The sequence below is a fragment of the Ensifer sp. Root127 genome (assembly GCF_001425225.1).
Taxonomy (GTDB): domain Bacteria; phylum Pseudomonadota; class Alphaproteobacteria; order Rhizobiales; family Rhizobiaceae; genus Ensifer; species Ensifer canadensis.
In genome coordinates, this window is the sequence record NZ_LMDX01000052.1 from 93256 (window position 1) to 109885 (window position 16630).

Annotated in this window: 17 protein-coding genes and 1 pseudogene; 7 read left to right on the forward strand and 11 right to left on the reverse strand. The window is 62.0% G+C overall.

Annotated features, from left to right (window positions below; genetic code table 11):
• Positions 1-7: 7 nt before the first annotated feature.
• From ASD03_RS32915 to ASD03_RS32930, 4 genes are read left to right on the forward strand one after another with little or no spacing between them, the layout of a single operon-like run.
• Positions 8-913 carry a metal ABC transporter substrate-binding protein gene (locus ASD03_RS32915; protein WP_025425053.1) on the forward strand — a complete coding sequence of 302 codons (906 nt, stop codon included), beginning with the start codon at positions 8-10 and terminating at the stop codon, positions 911-913.
• Positions 910-1845 carry a manganese/iron ABC transporter ATP-binding protein gene (locus ASD03_RS32920; RefSeq protein ID WP_025425054.1) on the forward strand — a complete coding sequence of 312 codons (936 nt, stop codon included), beginning with the start codon at positions 910-912 and terminating at the stop codon, positions 1843-1845. Before ASD03_RS32915 ends, ASD03_RS32920 begins: the two co-directional genes overlap by 4 nt.
• A complete protein-coding gene (locus tag ASD03_RS32925) occupies positions 1842-2702 on the forward strand; it encodes a metal ABC transporter permease (RefSeq protein ID WP_025425055.1) in 861 nt (286 codons plus the stop codon). The genes ASD03_RS32920 and ASD03_RS32925 overlap by 4 nt, the downstream gene beginning before the upstream one ends.
• A complete protein-coding gene (locus tag ASD03_RS32930; RefSeq protein ID WP_025425056.1) occupies positions 2699-3550 on the forward strand; it encodes a metal ABC transporter permease in 852 nt (283 codons plus the stop codon). Before ASD03_RS32925 ends, ASD03_RS32930 begins: the two co-directional genes overlap by 4 nt.
• A 47-nt stretch (positions 3551-3597) precedes the next feature.
• Here ASD03_RS32930 and ASD03_RS41390 read toward each other — a convergent pair whose 3' ends face one another.
• From ASD03_RS41390 to ASD03_RS32940, 3 genes and pseudogenes are all read right to left on the reverse strand, one after another.
• A complete protein-coding gene (locus ASD03_RS41390) occupies positions 3598-3720 on the reverse strand; it encodes a F0F1 ATP synthase subunit A (RefSeq protein WP_348272080.1) in 123 nt (40 codons plus the stop codon).
• Positions 3675-4346: pseudogene (locus tag ASD03_RS32935) on the reverse strand (F0F1 ATP synthase subunit A). Before ASD03_RS32935 ends, ASD03_RS41390 begins: the two are co-directional and overlap by 46 nt.
• A gap of 359 nt (positions 4347-4705) precedes the next feature.
• On the reverse strand, positions 4706-5611 hold the full coding sequence (locus tag ASD03_RS32940; RefSeq protein WP_025425057.1) for an aminoglycoside phosphotransferase family protein: 906 nt from the start codon (positions 5609-5611) through the stop codon (positions 4706-4708).
• A 334-nt stretch (positions 5612-5945) separates the two neighbouring features.
• Here ASD03_RS32940 and ASD03_RS40870 point away from each other — a divergent pair, with 334 nt between their 5' ends.
• The gene (locus ASD03_RS40870) at positions 5946-6161 is read left to right on the forward strand and encodes a LysR family transcriptional regulator (protein WP_025425058.1); all 216 of its coding nucleotides are present in this window, start codon (positions 5946-5948) and stop codon (positions 6159-6161) included.
• Positions 6162-6309: 148 nt separating this feature from the next.
• Positions 6310-7254 (forward strand): DUF6030 family protein, encoded by a 945-nt coding sequence (locus ASD03_RS32950; protein ID WP_025425059.1) that lies wholly within the window; start codon positions 6310-6312, stop codon positions 7252-7254.
• A 122-nt stretch (positions 7255-7376) separates the two neighbouring features.
• Here the strand turns inward: ASD03_RS32950 and ASD03_RS32955 are convergent, their stop codons facing one another.
• A complete protein-coding gene (locus ASD03_RS32955) occupies positions 7377-7808 on the reverse strand; it encodes an Lrp/AsnC family transcriptional regulator (RefSeq protein WP_038575742.1) in 432 nt (143 codons plus the stop codon).
• Positions 7809-7934: 126 nt separating this feature from the next.
• Between ASD03_RS32955 and ASD03_RS32960 the strand changes: the two genes are divergently transcribed.
• The gene (locus ASD03_RS32960) at positions 7935-9038 is read left to right on the forward strand and encodes a saccharopine dehydrogenase family protein (RefSeq protein WP_057218346.1); all 1104 of its coding nucleotides are present in this window, start codon (positions 7935-7937) and stop codon (positions 9036-9038) included.
• Positions 9039-9163: 125 nt separating this feature from the next.
• Here ASD03_RS32960 and ASD03_RS32965 read toward each other — a convergent pair whose 3' ends face one another.
• The 7 genes from ASD03_RS32965 to ASD03_RS32995 all read right to left on the reverse strand — a co-directional run bounded on the left by ASD03_RS32965 (position 9164) and on the right by ASD03_RS32995 (position 16577).
• Positions 9164-10591 (reverse strand): mannose-1-phosphate guanylyltransferase/mannose-6-phosphate isomerase, encoded by a 1428-nt coding sequence (locus tag ASD03_RS32965; RefSeq protein ID WP_025425062.1) that lies wholly within the window; start codon positions 10589-10591, stop codon positions 9164-9166.
• A 267-nt stretch (positions 10592-10858) separates the two neighbouring features.
• Positions 10859-11263, reverse strand: a complete 405-nt coding sequence (locus tag ASD03_RS32970; protein WP_025425063.1) for a F0F1 ATP synthase subunit epsilon — start codon at positions 11261-11263, stop codon at positions 10859-10861.
• 126 nt (positions 11264-11389) lie between these two features.
• A complete protein-coding gene (gene atpD / locus ASD03_RS32975; RefSeq protein ID WP_025425064.1) occupies positions 11390-12904 on the reverse strand; it encodes a F0F1 ATP synthase subunit beta in 1515 nt (504 codons plus the stop codon).
• 24 nt (positions 12905-12928) lie between these two features.
• On the reverse strand, positions 12929-13810 hold the full coding sequence (locus tag ASD03_RS32980; RefSeq protein WP_025425065.1) for a F0F1 ATP synthase subunit gamma: 882 nt from the start codon (positions 13808-13810) through the stop codon (positions 12929-12931).
• A gap of 27 nt (positions 13811-13837) precedes the next feature.
• Positions 13838-15367: a F0F1 ATP synthase subunit alpha gene (atpA, locus tag ASD03_RS32985; protein ID WP_025425066.1), complete on the reverse strand. Its 1530-nt coding sequence runs from the start codon at positions 15365-15367 to the stop codon at positions 13838-13840.
• Positions 15367-15933, reverse strand: coding sequence for a F0F1 ATP synthase subunit delta (locus ASD03_RS32990; protein ID WP_025425067.1), 567 nt, complete (start codon positions 15931-15933; stop codon positions 15367-15369). Before ASD03_RS32990 ends, atpA begins: the two co-directional genes overlap by 1 nt.
• A 257-nt stretch (positions 15934-16190) precedes the next feature.
• Positions 16191-16577, reverse strand: a complete 387-nt coding sequence (locus ASD03_RS32995) for a hypothetical protein (protein WP_025425068.1) — start codon at positions 16575-16577, stop codon at positions 16191-16193.
• Positions 16578-16630: the final 53 nt, after the last annotated feature.

Genomic DNA, 16630 nt, shown 5'->3' on the forward strand with positions numbered 1-16630 from the left:
GTATGGAATGATCGATCACATGAGACGCGCGATCCTGGTTGCCGCCACGGCATTGGCAGGTTTCGCGCTCGTTCCGGGTGCCGCTTGCGCGCAGGAAAAGTTCAAGGCCGTCACCACCTTCACGGTGATCGCCGACATGGCCAAGAACGTCGCCGGCGACGCGGCAATCGTCGAATCGATCACCAAGCCCGGCGCCGAGATCCACAACTATCAGCCGACGCCGCGCGACATCCTGAAGGCGCACGATGCAAAGCTGATCCTCTGGAACGGCCTCAATCTCGAACTCTGGTTCGAAAAGTTCTTCCAGAACTTCGACGAGGTGCCCGGCGTCGTGGTTTCTCAAGGGATCGAGCCAATGGGCATCGCGGAAGGCCCCTATAGCGGCAAGCCGAACCCACATGCCTGGATGTCGCCTTCGGCGGCGCTGATCTATGTCGACAACATCCGCGACGCTTTCGTCAAATACGATCCCGGCAACGCCGAGACCTACAAGGCCAATGCCGAAGCCTACAAGCAGAAGATCGAGGCGGCGATCGCCCCTATCCGCGCCGAGATCGGCAAGATCCCGGAAGACAAGCGCTGGCTGGTGTCGAGCGAGGGCGCCTTCAGCTACCTCACCCGCGACTTCGGCATGAAGGAACTCTATCTCTGGCCGATCAATGCCGATCAGCAGGGCACGCCGCAGCAGGTTCGCAAAGTCATCGACGCGGTGCGCGCCAACAATATACCGGTCGTCTTCTCCGAAAGCACGATTTCGCCCGACCCGGCACAGCAGGTGGCGCGGGAAACCGGCGCAAAATACGGCGGCGTGCTCTATGTTGATTCCCTGAGCGAAGCGGACGGTCCGGTACCGACCTATATCGACCTCTTGCGCGTCACGTCCGAAACCATCGCGAAAGGCCTTTCGCAATGAACCTTCAGGTAAAACCTCGCTCCGGCCCGGAAGCCGCCTCCGGGGATGCAGGCGGTGGCATCCGCGTCTCCGGCGCGACCGTGACCTATCGCAACGGCCACCGCGCGCTTCTCGATGCCTCCTTCGAGATCCCGACCGGCACGATCACAGCACTGGTCGGCGTCAACGGCAGCGGCAAGTCGACCCTCTTCAAGGCGATCATGGGCTTTGCCCGGCTGGCGCGCGGAGAAATCTCCATTCTCGGCCTTTCGGTCCAGGAGGCGCTGAAGAAGAACCTTGTCGCCTATGTTCCGCAAGCCGAAGAGGTCGACTGGAATTTTCCGGTTCTGGTCGAGGACGTGGTGATGATGGGCCGCTACGGCCATATGAACATGCTGCGCATCCCGAAGAAGGCCGACCATGAGGCGGTGGGGGCCGCGCTTGCCCGTGTCGGCATGAGCGACTTCCGCAAGCGCCAGATCGGTGAGCTCTCCGGCGGCCAGAAGAAGCGCGTGTTCCTGGCGCGCGCCCTTGCCCAGGACGGCCGCGTGATCCTGCTCGACGAGCCCTTCACCGGGGTCGACGTCAAGACCGAAGATGCCATCATCCGCCTGTTGATCGGCCTGCGCGACGAGGGCCGCGTCATGCTGGTCTCGACCCACAACCTCGGCAGCGTGCCGGAATTCTGCGACCGGACCGTTCTCCTGAAGAACACGGTGCTGGCCTATGGCCCGACGGAAACCACCTTCACCCGCGAAAACCTCGAACTCGCCTTCGGCGGCGTCCTCAGGCATTTCGTGCTCGGTGGCGACAGCCTGCATGACGACGCGGATCCGCGGCAACTGTCCGTCATCACCGACGACGAGCGTCCGCTGGTGATGTATGGCGCCAAGGGGCAGATGGTGTCGCAACCGGCCAAGCCTGAGAGCGACCCGGAGGCAGCAGGCAAATGATCGCCACGCTCTTCGAGCCCTTCACCTACAACTACATGGTCAACGCCATGTGGGTCAGCGCGCTGGTTGGCGCCGTCTGCGCCTTCCTGTCGTCCTATCTGATGCTGAAAGGCTGGTCGCTGATCGGCGACGCGCTCTCGCACTCGATCGTTCCGGGCGTTGCCGGCGCCTATATGCTCGGCCTGCCCTTCTCGCTCGGCGCCTTCTTCTCCGGCGGGCTTGCGGCCGGCGCGATGCTGTTTCTCAACCAGCGCACCCGGTTGAAGGAAGACACCATCATCGGGCTGATCTTCACCTCGTTCTTCGGCCTCGGCCTGTTCATGGTGTCGCTGTCGCCAACCTCAGTAAACATCCAGACGATCGTTCTCGGCAACATCCTCGCCATCACGCCTGCCGACACGTTGCAGCTTGCGCTGATCGGCGTCATCTCGCTGATCATCCTGACGGCCAAGTGGAAGGATCTGATGGTCACCTTCTTCGATGAGAGCCACGCACGCTCGATCGGTATCCCGACGACCTTCCTGAAGGTGCTGTTCTTCACGCTGCTGTCCGCCTGTACGGTCGCCGCGCTGCAGACGGTCGGCGCCTTTCTCGTCATCGCCATGGTGGTGACACCGGGCGCCACCGCCTATCTGCTCACCGACCGCTTTCCGCGGCTGATCGTCATCAGCGTCGCGATCGGCGCGCTCACCAGCTTCTTCGGCGCCTATTTCAGCTACTTCCTCGATGGCGCTACCGGCGGCATCATCATTGTGCTGCAGACGCTGATCTTCCTCTTTGCCTTCGTCTTCGCGCCCAAGCACGGATTGCTGGCTGCCCGCAGGCGCAGCGCCGAAGCCCTGGAGGTCACGCAATGATCTCGCTCGACCTTTTGCTTGCCGTCTTCGAATTCGAGTTCATGCGCAATGCGCTGCTGATCTCGGTCCTGGTGGCGATCCCGACGGCCCTGCTCTCCTGCTTCCTCGTGCTCAAGGGCTGGTCGCTGATGGGCGACGCCATCTCGCATGCGGTCTTTCCCGGCGTCGTCATCTCCTACATCGTCGGCCTGCCGCTCGCCGTCGGCGCCTTTGCCGCCGGCATGTCCTGCGCGCTTTTGACCGGCTACCTCAAGGAAAACAGCCGCATCAAGCAGGACACTGTCATGGGCGTGGTGTTCTCCGGCATGTTCGGCTTCGGCCTGGTGCTCTACACCAAGATCCAGAGCGACGTGCATCTCGACCATATCCTCTTCGGCGACATGCTCGGCATCGGCTGGCCCGACATCATCGAAACCGGTCTGATCGCCCTGGTGGCAACCGGGATCCTGGCGGTAAAATGGCGCGACTTTCTGCTGCACGCCTTCGACCCCGCACAGGCCAAGGCCGTCGGCCTGCGCGTCAACTGGCTGCATTACGGGCTCTTGGCGATCCTGTCGCTCACGATCGTCGGCGCGCTGAAGGCCGTCGGCCTGATCCTTGCCATCGCCATGCTGATCGCGCCCGGCGCCATCGCGTTTCTGATCACCCGCACCATGGGCAGCATGCTCATCGTTGCGGTGCTGGTGGCAACCGTCGCCTCGTTCTCAGGCGTCTATCTCTCGTTCTTCATCGACAGCGCCCCGGCACCGACCATCGTGTTGTTGATGACCGTGATCTTCCTCGCAGCTTTCCTCTGGTCGTCCTGGCGGACGGCCCGCATCGAGGCCCAGCGAACGACGGTCGAATGAGGGCGGGGCTCCCCTCCCCCCGGGAAGGGAGCCTCTCCACTGCAACCTCAATGGCTCGGATGCAGCGCGTCGTTGAGATACATGCAGGTCAGCATGGTGAAGATATAGGCCTGGATGACCGACATCAGCAGTTCCAGACCCGTCAGCGCCACGGTCATCATCAGCGGCATGACCGCGCCGAGCGTACCGAGCGCGCCGAAGCCACTGAGGCTGACGACGAAGCCGGCGAACACCTTGAGCGTGATGTGACCGGCGAGCATGACGGCGAAAAGACGAACCGAATGGCTGACCGGGCGCGACAGGAAACGACCTCGATCGGGATGATGATCGGCGCCAGCACCAAAGGCACGCCCGACGGCATGAACAGCCTGAGAAAGCCGAAACCGTGTTTAATCAAGCCGTAGAGCGTCACGGTCAGGAACACGAGCAGCGCCAGCGCAAAGGTCACCGCAATGTGGCTCGTCACGGTGAAGGCATAGGGAAACATGCCGATTAGGTTGGCGACCAGGATGAACATGAACAGCGAGAACACCAGCGGGAAGAAACGCATGCCGTGCTCTCCGGCATTCTCGCGCAACGTCTTCGATACGAACTCGTAGAGGATCTCGGCCGCCGACTGGGCAAGGTTCGGCACCAGGCCGCGCCTGCGCGTCGAAAGGATCAGGAAAAGGCTGGCGATCGCCACGGTCACGGCCATGTAGACGGCCGAATTGGTAAAGCTGATGTCGTGTCCGCCGACCTCGGCGATGTGGAAGAGCGACTTGATCTCGAATTGTTCGATGGGTCCGGCCATCATGAACCTCGTGCGTTGGCAACGGAGCAACCACGGCGCGGCGGCCGCGGGCGCATCAATGTGTGTGGGAAGCGGGTGAAAGCCGATCGCGAGACGGGGCGCGATGGCGCCCGAAGCAAACGTTCAGCTCTGTCAGGAAGGAAAAGCTCACGCGGGCGTGCCGCAGGCCAGGATGCTGCATGATGCGATCGACTCCATTATCTCAAGCGGTCGAGATAGTGGGGCCGTCCCCAGGCGAAGCATCGACGCGGGTCGTCCCGCGTGCGCCTGACCTAGAGACAATTTTTGATGAGGTCAAGCCGAGACGATACCTGCCGATAGGCCTGCGGCATCGGGGCCGGCATCAATCTGCCCGCCGAGGCTCAGCCAAATTGCCGATGGTCGGCAAGCACCTGCTCGATCACCGCCAAGCTCTTTTCCGCTTCGGCGGAGTTGGTACCGGGAAGACCAGCATAGACGATCAGCGCCTTCCACAGGGTCCAGCCGCGACCGCGCGCCCAGGTGCCGGCGTCGAGCGCCACGCCGGCGCGAAACGCCTCCCGGCTTTGCCCGTGGAACAGCGTCCAGGCAATGGCAAGGTCGCAGGCGGGATCACCGATACCCGAGGTGCCGAAATCGATGACTGCGCTCAGGCGACCGTCTTCGACCAGCAGATTGCCCCAACTGATATCGCCGTGGAACCAGACCGGCGCGCTCTGCCAGCTTGCCGCCAATGCGGCCTCCCAGACATCGCGCGCCGCTTCCGTGTCGATGCGTCCCTCGAGCGCGACGAGCGCGCGGCGGGTTTCCTCGTCATAATGGGCAGGTGGCCCGCCGCGAAGGAAATTGTGCGGGCCAGGCAACGGCCCGCCGCGCGCATCGACCTGCCGCAAGGCGACAAGAAAGCGCGCCAGATCCTGCGCAAAGACCTTGAGGTCGCCGATCCGATCATCCGTCGCCGTCTCACCCGGCCGCCAGCGATAGACCGACCACGGCCATGGATAGCCCTCGCCTGGCACGCCCCTTGCCAAGGGCACCGGGATAGGCAGCGGCAGGTGCGGCGCCAGCTTCGGCAGCCAGAACTGCTCCTTTTCCACCTGCAGCGCATAGGACTCAGCACTCGGCAGACGCACGGTCATGTCTCGCCCGAGATGGAAGGTCCTGTTGTCCCACCCGCCGGGCAGCACCGGCCTGATGTCGAGTGCGGCCCACTGCGGAAACTGTGCAGCGATCAGGCGCCGGACGAGCAGCGCGTCGATGGTGGGAGTGATCGTCGATTGATCGGACATAACGGGACAAATGCCTCACGCCAGAAACTCGGACGCCTGTTTTAGCCGATCGTCGCCTGTTCGCAACTTTTCCGCTCGGGGATGGCGAACGGACAACCCGATCCAGCCGAAACGCGTCGCCTTCAACCTGCCTTCGTCGAGCACCACACCGGGCCGGACGCGTCACCGTCCCGATGGTCGCATGGATATTGTCTGCCAGGCGGATTCCGGGAATGATGGAAGTGGAAAAGGACAGGCCGTCTTCCGGTCGCCGTGGGATGATCGCTTTACCCCGCATCACAATCTGATATTTTCAACTCCACCGAATTTTCGGCCTTTTTGATAACCTGAGATCATGGAACACCGGCTGCTCGACCGCATATCGCTGGAGGCTTTTCGCGTTTTCGACGCGGCCAGCCGGCATATGAATTTTTCTGGCGCCGGTCGCGAGATCAACATCACTCATGCCGCCGTCAGCTGCCGCGGCAAGGACCTGGAATTGACGCTGCTGGGCGAGCGGCTGTTTCAGCACGTACGGGCGATCATCCCCGCTGGCACCTGTCGCCGCTGATGGCAGAGGAGCTCTCGTCGGTCACATCATCAGACTATCTCGCTTCGCGCGCCCTCGACGCGGAAAGGCTGGCCTCTCTCGGCCTGCCCCGCAACCGGCCATCGAGGGACGAGGCGCTGCGCCTGCACGCCGCACTCGGAAGATCGACATGAGCGGCGGACGCGGAAAGGCGACGACACCGCCAAAACAGCCGAGCCGCACCGGCATCGCCTTCTTTCTCGTTGCCTTTGCATTGATCGCAACAGTGATCCTGGCGACCGCTCTGCTCGCCAACGGACAGAGGAACCTGAGACAGTTGCTGAAGGCACTCGATCTTCCGACGACGTTTCTCGATCCGGAGAAGCCGGTGGCGCAGGCCCCGGAGGTCCACGTCAAGCGACAGCCGCCGCGCATCGCCCTGCCGGTCTGGACGTTTCAGGATCTGCAGACGCCGGAACAGCAGTTCCTGCGGGTGCTCCGCAGCGATCCCCGCGCTCTCTGCGATGAGCTGCGCGAGGCCGGATTCCGCGAACTCGAATGGAAATCGAGCGCCGGCGAGCGTGGCCAGTGGGAATGCTCCTCACTCGTATCCTTTCCGCGCCCTGGGGTCGACAAGATCTCGTCGATCTTCATTTTCATCAAGGGCAACGGCGAAGAAGAGATCACCTCGTTTCGCGTCAAGCTCAACATCGAGCGCCCGGAGGACGCGCAGGTGGTGACAACAAGCGCCGCGCGCGCCGCGTCGGTCTTCCTCGACCATGTCCGCTGGGCCGATGGCGGCAGCATTGCGCTGCAGATCCAGGCGTTGAAGGAATTTGACGTAAAGCGCTTCGGCAGCCGCGTGCAGTTCAAGCGCGAAACGGACGAGACCACGGCACGCTACAATTTCCTCGCCAACCAACCGGCCCGCGCCCGCCCGAAGAGCATTGCCGAACTCTATTTCGACCGTGAAAAATGGCTCGCCTATGGCAACGCCGATGCGCGTAGCTTCGTTCTCGGCCCGACGGCGTGGAATGGCCCGGCGAAGATACCCGAAGGCGGCGACGCCGTAGCAGACCCGGCATCACCAGAGGGTGCCGGCACTGCGAAGGCAAACACTGACGCAAGACCCTGACTTGAAGCGCGTCGCGGTCTCTACAGCGGCGCGCGTCTTATTGGACGCTGCGCTTTAAGCTCGTGTTTCGCGCATGTCGTTATCGCAAAGCCGCTACGCACTTTTGCGCGACATGCTTGAGGTCAGCGATCGATCCGGGTCGAAAGGATGATCGACGACAGCGTGCGGTCGACACCGTCGATTTCACCGATACGATCGATCAGCAGGTCGAGTTCGCTGATCGATGCTGCCGCAACGACGGCGATAAGGTCGAAGCTACCGCTGACGGAATGAAGGGTGCGGATCTCGCGGATGGCAGCAAGTTCCGGGGTGACGCGGCTGAGTGCCCTTGGCGCGATGGTGATCAGCACATGCGCCTTGACCAGACCCTTCTCATAGCTCTCCGACAAGCGGACGCCATAACCGGCGATCACGCCCTCGCGCTCCAGCCGCTCGATCCGGGCCTGCACGGTCGTCCGCGACAGGCCGAGCCTGCGGGCAATCGTTGCTGTCGGCATGCGGGCGTTTTCGCTGAGCACGGCGAGGAGCTCGCGATCCTTGTCGGTAATCTGCATTTCGTCGGTCCATATAGGCATTCTGCCGAATATCTATAGGCGATTTAGTCATATTACAGCTTCAAATCAACAGCTCTCGGTCGGACAATAGGGTCTGAAACGCATTTCATACCCTGGGGGAAAGTCATGAAGGACATCGTCGTCATCGGAGCAGGCAAGATCGGCTCCACCATTGCTCGCATGCTCGCGCACACCGGCGATTACAGCGTCTGCGTTGCCGACCGTAGCGCCGAGCAGCTGGGCCAGATCGAGAAGCATGCCGCCATCACGACGGCAGCCGTCGATATCTGCGACAAGAAGGCGCTCGTTGCCCTTCTCTCCGGCAAGTTCGCCGTTCTCAGCGCCGCCCCGTTCCACCTGACGGTTGCCATTGCGGAAGCCGCTGCCGAAGCCGGCATCCACTACCTCGACCTGACCGAAGACGTCGAATCCACCCGCCAGGTCAAGGCGATCGCCGCCAAGGCCAGCACCGCCTTCATTCCGCAGTGCGGCCTCGCACCGGGCTTCATCTCCATCGTCGCCAATGACCTTGCCAGCCGCTTCGAGACGCTCGAAAGCGTGCGCATGCGCGTCGGCGCGCTGCCGCAGTACCCGTCGAATGCGCTCAACTACAACCTGACCTGGAGCACCGACGGCGTCATCAACGAGTATATCGAGCCCTGCGAAGCGATCGTCGAAGGCAGCCTGATCGAAGTTCCCGCCATGGAAGAGCGCGAAGAATTCTCGCTCGACGGCGTGACCTACGAAGCCTTCAACACCTCGGGCGGCCTCGGCACGCTCTGCGAATCGCTGAAGGGCAAGGTCCGCACCCTGAACTACAAGACGATCCGCTATCCCGGCCATGCCGCCATCATGAAGGCGCTGCTGAACGACCTTGGTCTGCGTCATCGCCGCGAAGTCCTCAAGGACATCTTCGAAAACGCGCTGCCGACCACCACCCAGGACGTCGTCGTGATCTTCGTGACGGTTTCGGGCTTCCGCGAAGGTCGCCTGATCCAGGAAACCTACGCCAACAAGGTCTATAGCGGCGTCGTCGCCGGCCGCATGCAGAGCGGCATCCAGATCACCACCGCCGGCAGCATCTGCGCCGTGCTCGATCTGCTCGCCAACGGCAAGATCGCATCCAACGGCTTCGTTCGCCAGGAAGACATCGCTCTCGATACCTTCCTCGCAAACCGCTTCGGTCACTACTACGCCCAGAAGGGCGAGACAGAACGCGTCGCCGGCTGAGGCCACTCGGCTCGTCTGCGCTGACTATAATGCCCGGGTCCTGCCCGGGCATTTTTTATGTGTCGAACTGAACGTCGCCGCTTCGATTACCGCGGTTTCGACCCGAAACGTGTTGGATGGCCGTATTATGTCCGGCCGAACTCATCCTCGATGCGGATGATGTCGTCCTCGCCGAGATAGGACCCGGTCTGAACCTCGATCAGCTCCAGCGGGATCTTGCCTGGATTGTGCAGTCGGTGGACGGTCCCCTGCGGGATATAGACGGACTCGTTTTCATGCAGCAGACGGGTTTCGCCGGCCATGGTGATCTCCGCCGTGCCACGCACGACAATCCAGTGCTCGGCCCGATGATGATGCTTCTGCAGCGAGATCTTCTTGCCGGGGCTGACCTTCAGTCGCTTGACCTCGTAGCGCTCGCCGCTGGAGACCGAAGAGACCGCGCCCCAGGGCCTGTAGGACGTCGGGTGCTCCTGTGTAAGCCCTAAGGTTGCCTGCGACCGTGCGAGCACCTTGACGATGTTTCCAACGCTCTGGCTGTCTTCCAGGCGCCCGACATAGACGGCGTCTTCGCTGGCGATCACGGCGATATCGTCAAGCCCCTGCACAGCAAGGTGGATGTCGCGGGAGAGCACTAATGAGTTGCGCGTGTTCGCTACCGTCGCCTTGTCGGTAACGACATTGCCGTCACCGTCCTTGCGACCGATCTTCCACACGGCATCCCAGCTGCCCAGATCCGACCAGGCGAATGAGGATGGAACGACGGCAGCGCGAACGGTCTTTTCGAAGACCGCGTAGTCGACGGAAATATCCGGCGCCTTGGAGAAGGCCTTCGCTTCCAGCCGGCTGAAATCGAGATCCTTGCTGGCGCCCTCGACGGCCGCCTTTGTCGAGGCATAGACGTCAGGCGCATAGAGCTGCATCTCGTCGAGGAACACCTTAACCGGCAGCATGAACATGCCGGAGTTCCAGAGATAGCGCTCGGTCGCCAGCATCGCCTCTGCCTTGGCGCGATCCGGCTTCTCGACGAAACGGGCAACCCTGTTGGCGCCGGCCGGCAACGCTTCCCCAAGTTCGATATAGCCGTAGCCGGTCGCGGGCTCCGTCGGAGTGATGCCGAACGTCACCAGTTCACCGGCCTCGGCTGCCAGCTGCGCCCGCAGCATGCAATCGATGTAGACCGCTCCGGCATCGATCTCGTGATCGGAGGCGAGCACCTGCATGATCGCCGCCTCCCCGAACTTGGCGAGCACGACGAAGGCGGCCGCCGCCAGTGCCGGCGCCGTGTTGCGTGCCACCGGCTCGAGCAGAATATCGCTGAGCGGCGCATCGACGGCGCGCGCCTGTTCGGCGACGATGAAGCGGAAATCGCTGTTGGTGACGATGATCGCCGGCTCATACAGCCTGCTATCGCTCACCCGTTCCAGCGTCTGCTGGAACAGCGATCGATCGGACAGGATCTGCAGAAACTGTTTCGGCGCGCCCGAGCGCGACAGCGGCCACAGGCGCGTACCTTTTCCACCCGCCATGATCACGGGAACGATCTTAGACGTCATGCCAAGCCTCTGCGCGCATCGAACGAGAGTCCATCCATACAGGACCGATGCTAAAGAATGCCTGAAGCCGGCCGTGCAAACAAACCGCACCAAAGGTGAGGCATGCCCCTCACTTCGGATAGGACGCCAGCTTGCCCATCGTCTTACGCCGTACCAATTCGCATCGGCACAACGATGAGGCGGCTCTGTCGCGGCCATCGCGGGCAACAAAAAACCCCGCTCGAAGGCGGGGCTTTTTCATTGGTTTATCCCGTCGGGATGTCCCTTTCAGGCCGGGATCACGATTTCCCCGAGCTTCGTCAGTTCGGCGATGAACTGCTCGGCGCGCGTCTTCTTCTCGTCGCCGGCACCGTCCAGCTCGGCACGGACCGCCTCGATGCGCTTTTCAAGCGCGGTGCGGTCGAGTTCGTCGACGTGCACGGCGGATTCGGCAAGCAGAGTGCAGCCGGTCGGCAGGATATCGGCAAAGCCGCCGAAGACGGCGAACCGCTCGGTCTTGCCGTCAGCCGTTTTCACGGTAACGACGCCGGGCTTCACCGTCGTCATTGTCGGGGCATGATTGGCCATCACGGTCATCTCGCCCTCGGTCGCCGGAATGACGACTTCCGTCACCTTCTCGGAGAGGAGCAGGCGCTCGGGGGAAACAAGCTCAAAATTGAAACTGTCGGCCATGACCATTCACTTCTCGTGGGCGCGCCACCTGAGGTGGCAGGCTGTGCATGTCTTCCCTGCTCCGCAATATGGCGGAACGCAGGATGAAAGCCTCGGCGCATCGCTGCGCCGAGGCTCACGATGCTATCAAGCGGCTTCTGCAGCCAGCTTCTTGGCCTTTTCGACCGCTTCTTCGATCGAGCCGACCATGTAGAACGCGGCTTCCGGAAGATGGTCGTAGTCGCCGTTGACGAGGCCCTTGAAGCCCTTGATCGTGTCTTCGAGAGCGACGAGCTTGCCCGGAGAACCGGTGAAGACTTCGGCCACGAAGAACGGCTGCGACAGGAAGCGTTCGATCTTACGAGCGCGGGCGACGGCCAGCTTGTCCTCTTCCGACAGTTCGTCCATGCCCAGGATGGCGATGATGTCCTGGAGAGACTTGTAACGCTGCAGGGTCGTCTGGACCTTACGCGAAATCTCGTAGTGCTCTTCGCCGACGATCATCGGGTCCAGCATGCGCGACGTGGAGTCGAGCGGGTCAACGGCCGGGTAGATGCCCTTTTCAGCGATCGAGCGCGACAGAACCGTCGTTGCGTCCAGGTGGGCGAACGAGGTTGCCGGCGCCGGGTCGGTCAAGTCGTCGGCCGGAACGTAAATGGCCTGAACCGAGGTGATCGAACCCTTGGTCGTCGTGGTGATGCGTTCCTGCATCTGACCCATGTCGGTCGCCAGCGTCGGCTGGTAACCCACGGCCGATGGAATACGGCCGAGCAGAGCCGAAACTTCGGAGCCTGCCTGGGTGAAGCGGAAGATGTTGTCGACGAAGAACAGAACGTCCTGGCCCTTGTCGCGGAAGTCTTCAGCGATCGTCAGACCGGTCAGAGCGACGCGAGCGCGGGCGCCCGGCGGTTCGTTCATCTGGCCGTAAACGAGGGCTGCCTTCGAGCCTTCGCCGCCGCCGAGCTTGTTAACGCCGGACTCGATCATTTCGTGGTAGAGGTCGTTGCCTTCGCGGGTACGTTCACCCACGCCAGCAAATACCGAGTAACCACCGTGCGCCTTGGCGACGTTGTTGATCAGTTCCATGATGAGAACGGTCTTGCCGACGCCTGCGCCACCGAAGAGGCCGATCTTGCCGCCCTTTGCGTAAGGAGCGAGAAGGTCGACGACCTTGATGCCGGTGACGAGGATCTGCGCTTCCGTCGACTGCTCGACGTAGGACGGCGCGTCCTGGTGGATGGCGCGCTTGCCCGACGTGATCAGCGGACCAGCTTCGTCGACCGGCTCGCCGATGACGTTCATGATGCGGCCGAGCGTTTCATCGCCAACCGGAACCGTGATCGGTGCCCCGGTGTCGGTGACCGGCTGACCGCGGACGAGACCTTCGGTCGAGTCCATGGCGATCGTGCGGACGGCGTTTTCGCCGAGGTGCTGCGCGACTTCGAGAACGAGGCGGTTACCGTGGTTCTCGGTTTCCAGTGCGTTCAGGATCTGCGGAAGCTGGCCTTCGTCGAACACAACGTCGACGACGGCGCCGATGACCTGCGTTACGCGACCGACAGCGCCGGCTGCCGCAACTGCGGTCTTGGCGGAAGCTGCCTTCCTCGGTGCAGCCGGCTTCTTCGCCGCTGCGGTTTCTTTCGGGGTAGCTGCCTTAGCCATAATCCTTACCCTCTTCTCGTAACCTTAGAGCGCTTCCGCGCCCGAGATGATTTCAATGAGTTCCTTGGTGATCTGAGCCTGGCGCTGACGGTTGTAGTTCAGCGTCAGCTTATTGATCATGTCACCAGCATTGCGCGTCGCATTGTCCATCGCGCTCATCTTTGCGCCCATTTCGCCGGCGACGTTCTCGAGCAGGGCCCGGAAGATCTGCACCGAAATGTTGCGCGGAATGAGGTCGCTCAGGATCGCGCCCGCGTCCGGCTCATATTCGTAGACGGCCGAAGCATCCGATGCTTCCACTGCGACCGGGCCGGCCGAAGCGGGGATCAGTTGCTGTGCCGTCGGAATCTGGGCGATAACGGACTTGAACTCAGAATAGAACAGCGTGCAGACATCGAACTCGCCCTTTTCAAAGAGCGCGATGACCTTGTGGCCGATCTGGTCGGCATTCTGGAAGCCGATCTTCTTGACCTCACGCAGGTCGATACGATCGATGATCAGCGACGCGTATTCGCGACGCAGAATATCGAAGCCCTTCTTGCCGACGCAGATGATCTTCACCGTCTTGCCGGCGGCAAGCAGCTTGCGAAGGTGGTCGCGAGCGTGGCGGGCGATCTGCGAGTTGAAGCCGCCGCAAAGACCGCGTTCCGCCGTGCAGACGACCAGAAGATGCGTATCGTCCTTGCCGGTGCCGGTCATCAGCTGCGGCGCATCGTCGTCCGCGCCAACCGCCTGGGCGATGTTGGCGAGAACGGCAGCCATGCGCTGCGAGTAAGGCCGGGCGGCCTCGGCCGCCTCCTGCGCACGCCGAAGCTTCGCCGCGGCGACCATTTTCATCGCCTTGGTGATCTTCTGCGTCGCCTTGACGGAGGCGATCCGGTTCTTCAGATCCTTAAGTGAAGGCATCCGTTATCCGTCCTAAATGAAATCCGCTCAGGCGAAAGACTTGGCGAAGCTGTCGATTGCAGCCTTCAGCTTGCCCTTGACGTCGTCGGAGATCGCCTTGTCCTTGCGGATGGTTTCCAGGATGTCCTTACCTTCCGAACGCATGTACGAAAGCAGGCCCTGCTCGAACTTGCCGACCTGATTGACCGGCAGCTTGTCGAGGTAACCGTTGACGCCTGCGAAGATGACAGCAACCTGCTCTTCCGTCTTCAGCGGCGAGAACTGCGGCTGCTTCAGGAGTTCGGTCAGGCGTGCACCGCGGTTCAACAGACGCTGCGTAGCAGCATCGAGGTCCGAACCGAACTGCGCAAAGGCCGCCATTTCGCGGTACTGAGCGAGTTCGCCCTTGATCGAGCCGGCAACCTGCTTCATCGCCTTGATCTGCGCGGCGGAACCGACGCGCGAAACCGACAGACCGACGTTAACGGCCGGACGGATGCCCTGGTAGAACAGGTCGGTTTCAAGGAAGATCTGGCCGTCGGTGATCGAGATCACGTTGGTCGGAATGAACGCGGAAACGTCGTTGCCCTGCGTTTCAATGACCGGCAGAGCCGTCAGCGAACCGCCACCATTGTCGTCCGAGAGCTTTGCAGCGCGCTCGAGCAGGCGGGAGTGCAGGTAGAAAACGTCGCCCGGGTAAGCTTCGCGGCCCGGCGGGCGGCGCAGCAGGAGCGACATCTGACGGTAGGAAACGGCCTGCTTCGACAGGTCGTCGTAGCCGATCAGGGCATGCTTGCCGTTGTCGCGGAAGTATTCGCCCATCGCGCAACCTGCAAACGGTGCGAGGTACTGCATCGGAGCCGGGTCGGATGCGGTCGCAGCAACGATGATCGAGTACTGAAGAGCGCCACGCTCTTCCAGAACCTTCACGAACTGGGCAACCGTCGAACGCTTCTGGCCGATTGCGACGTAGACGCAATACAGCTTGTCGCCTTCCGGACCATTGTCGTGAATGGCCTTCTGGTTGAGGATCGTGTCGAGGATGATCGCGGTCTTGCCGGTCTGGCGGTCGCCGATGACGAGCTCGCGCTGGCCACGGCCAACCGGGATGAGGGCGTCAATGGCCTTGAGGCCGGTCGACATCGGCTCATGCACCGACTTGCGCGGAATGATACCAGGAGCCTTGACGTCAACGCGCGAGCGCTGCTTGGCGTTGATCGGGCCCTTGCCGTCGATCGGGTTGCCGAGCGCGTCGACGACGCGGCCGAGCAGTTCCGGACCAACCGGAACGTCCACGATGGCGCCGGTCCGCTTAACGGTGTCGCCTTCCTTGATGTCACGGTCCGAACCGAAAATAACGACGCCGACGTTGTCGGCTTCGAGGTTCAGCGCCATGCCGCGAATTCCACCCGGGAATTCGACCATCTCGCCTGCCTGAACATTGTCGAGGCCGTAGACGCGGGCGATACCGTCACCGACGGAAAGCACCTGGCCGACTTCGGAGACTTCTGCTTCCTGGCCGAAATTTTTGATCTGATCTTTAAGAATTGCGGAAATTTCCGCGGCGCGGATATCCATCAGCCGACCTCTTTCAGTGCAAGCTTAAGGGTAGAGAGTTTGGTGCGAAGGGAGGTGTCAATCTGGCGGGACCCGACCTTGACGATCAGACCTCCAAGAATAGACGGGTCGACGGTGACGTTAACAGTCACGTCTTTGCCGGTGACGCTCTTGAGCGTCGCCTTCAATTCAGTTTCCTGCGCTGCAGTGAGCGCATGGGCCGACATTACGTCGGCGGAGATTTCACCCCGGTGGCGCGCGGCGATCAGGCGAAACGCCTTGATCATGCCCGGCAGCGTGAAGAGGCGGCGATTGCGTGCAACAACCTTGAGGAAGTTACCGACGAGACCAGAAATACCGGCCTTGGCGGAGATCGCCGAAATGGCCTTGAACTGGTCGTCGGCAGAAAAGACGGGGCTTACGATCAGCCGCTTCAGGTCATCGCTGCCGTCGATCAGGGCCTGGACGCGGGTAAGATCCGCACCGACCGCCTCGACGGAACCCGCTTCGAGAGCGAGGTCAAAAAGCGAGGACGCATACCTTTCTGCAACACCGGAAATAAGCTGGGATGTGTCTGCCACGGGCACAAGCTTCTCTCAATTTCATCCAAGAACGGTGGTGGCGGCGAGCCGTCAACTTAACGTTTTGAATTTGCTGCAATAATTTGCAGGATATCGAGGCCTGGCGACCCACTTCCCCCGCAATTCGCGGTTCGTCTAGCATAGGATGTTTGGACTCGCAACACGCGAACGGCAGGAATGCGGCATAAGTCGACCCGGATTGGCCGAATTTTGCCGTAAATTGGTTTCTGAGGATGTGAATCGCGAAAACGCGAGGGCGGCGGTCAGATCATTCCGAAGACATAAGCGAGCGGAAGTATGGCAAGTGCGGCCTGCACCAGGAGCGCCACCCAGTTGTAGAGCGTGCCGCCGTTGTCGCTCATCATGGAGAGAATGCGGCCGAAGGCGGCGAGCGCAAAAGCGGCGCCGACAGCGAGGTAGACCATCGGCTGCGCCAGCAGGATGGCGGCAAGGCCAAGGCCGGCATGCATGCCGCCCATGGTCGAGCGCGCCTCGGCCAGACCGCCGCGACGGCCTTCGGCAATGCCGATGCCGGCGGCGCGAAAGGTAAGCCGCGGCGCAAACAGCATGACGACACCGATCAGCGCCGCCACCGCCGCCGCACAGAAGGCGAGGAACTCGCCGGTTTCCGTCGGAATATAGAACTCCATGCCCCGTTCCCGCAGATGAGCGCCGATCTTGATCACGTCGCCACGGGACCAGT

Coding starts and splice junctions, on each gene's coding strand:
- ASD03_RS32915 (WP_025425053.1), top strand. CDS start 8: ATGATCGATCACATGAGACGCGCGATCCTGGTTGCCGCCACGGCATTG.
- ASD03_RS32920 (WP_025425054.1), top strand. CDS start 910: ATGAACCTTCAGGTAAAACCTCGCTCCGGCCCGGAAGCCGCCTCCGGG.
- ASD03_RS32925 (WP_025425055.1), top strand. CDS start 1,842: ATGATCGCCACGCTCTTCGAGCCCTTCACCTACAACTACATGGTCAAC.
- ASD03_RS32930 (WP_025425056.1), top strand. CDS start 2,699: ATGATCTCGCTCGACCTTTTGCTTGCCGTCTTCGAATTCGAGTTCATG.
- ASD03_RS41390 (WP_348272080.1), bottom strand. CDS start 3,720: ATGCCGCTGATGATGACCGTGGCGCTGACGGGTCTGGAACTGCTGATG.
- ASD03_RS32940 (WP_025425057.1), bottom strand. CDS start 5,611: ATGTCCGATCAATCGACGATCACTCCCACCATCGACGCGCTGCTCGTC.
- ASD03_RS40870 (WP_025425058.1), top strand. CDS start 5,946: ATGGAACACCGGCTGCTCGACCGCATATCGCTGGAGGCTTTTCGCGTT.
- ASD03_RS32950 (WP_025425059.1), top strand. CDS start 6,310: ATGAGCGGCGGACGCGGAAAGGCGACGACACCGCCAAAACAGCCGAGC.
- ASD03_RS32955 (WP_038575742.1), bottom strand. CDS start 7,808: ATGCAGATTACCGACAAGGATCGCGAGCTCCTCGCCGTGCTCAGCGAA.
- ASD03_RS32960 (WP_057218346.1), top strand. CDS start 7,935: ATGAAGGACATCGTCGTCATCGGAGCAGGCAAGATCGGCTCCACCATT.
- ASD03_RS32965 (WP_025425062.1), bottom strand. CDS start 10,591: ATGACGTCTAAGATCGTTCCCGTGATCATGGCGGGTGGAAAAGGTACG.
- ASD03_RS32970 (WP_025425063.1), bottom strand. CDS start 11,263: ATGGCCGACAGTTTCAATTTTGAGCTTGTTTCCCCCGAGCGCCTGCTC.
- atpD (WP_025425064.1), bottom strand. CDS start 12,904: ATGGCTAAGGCAGCTACCCCGAAAGAAACCGCAGCGGCGAAGAAGCCG.
- ASD03_RS32980 (WP_025425065.1), bottom strand. CDS start 13,810: ATGCCTTCACTTAAGGATCTGAAGAACCGGATCGCCTCCGTCAAGGCG.
- atpA (WP_025425066.1), bottom strand. CDS start 15,367: ATGGATATCCGCGCCGCGGAAATTTCCGCAATTCTTAAAGATCAGATC.
- ASD03_RS32995 (WP_025425068.1), bottom strand. CDS start 16,577: ATGGAGTTCTATATTCCGACGGAAACCGGCGAGTTCCTCGCCTTCTGT.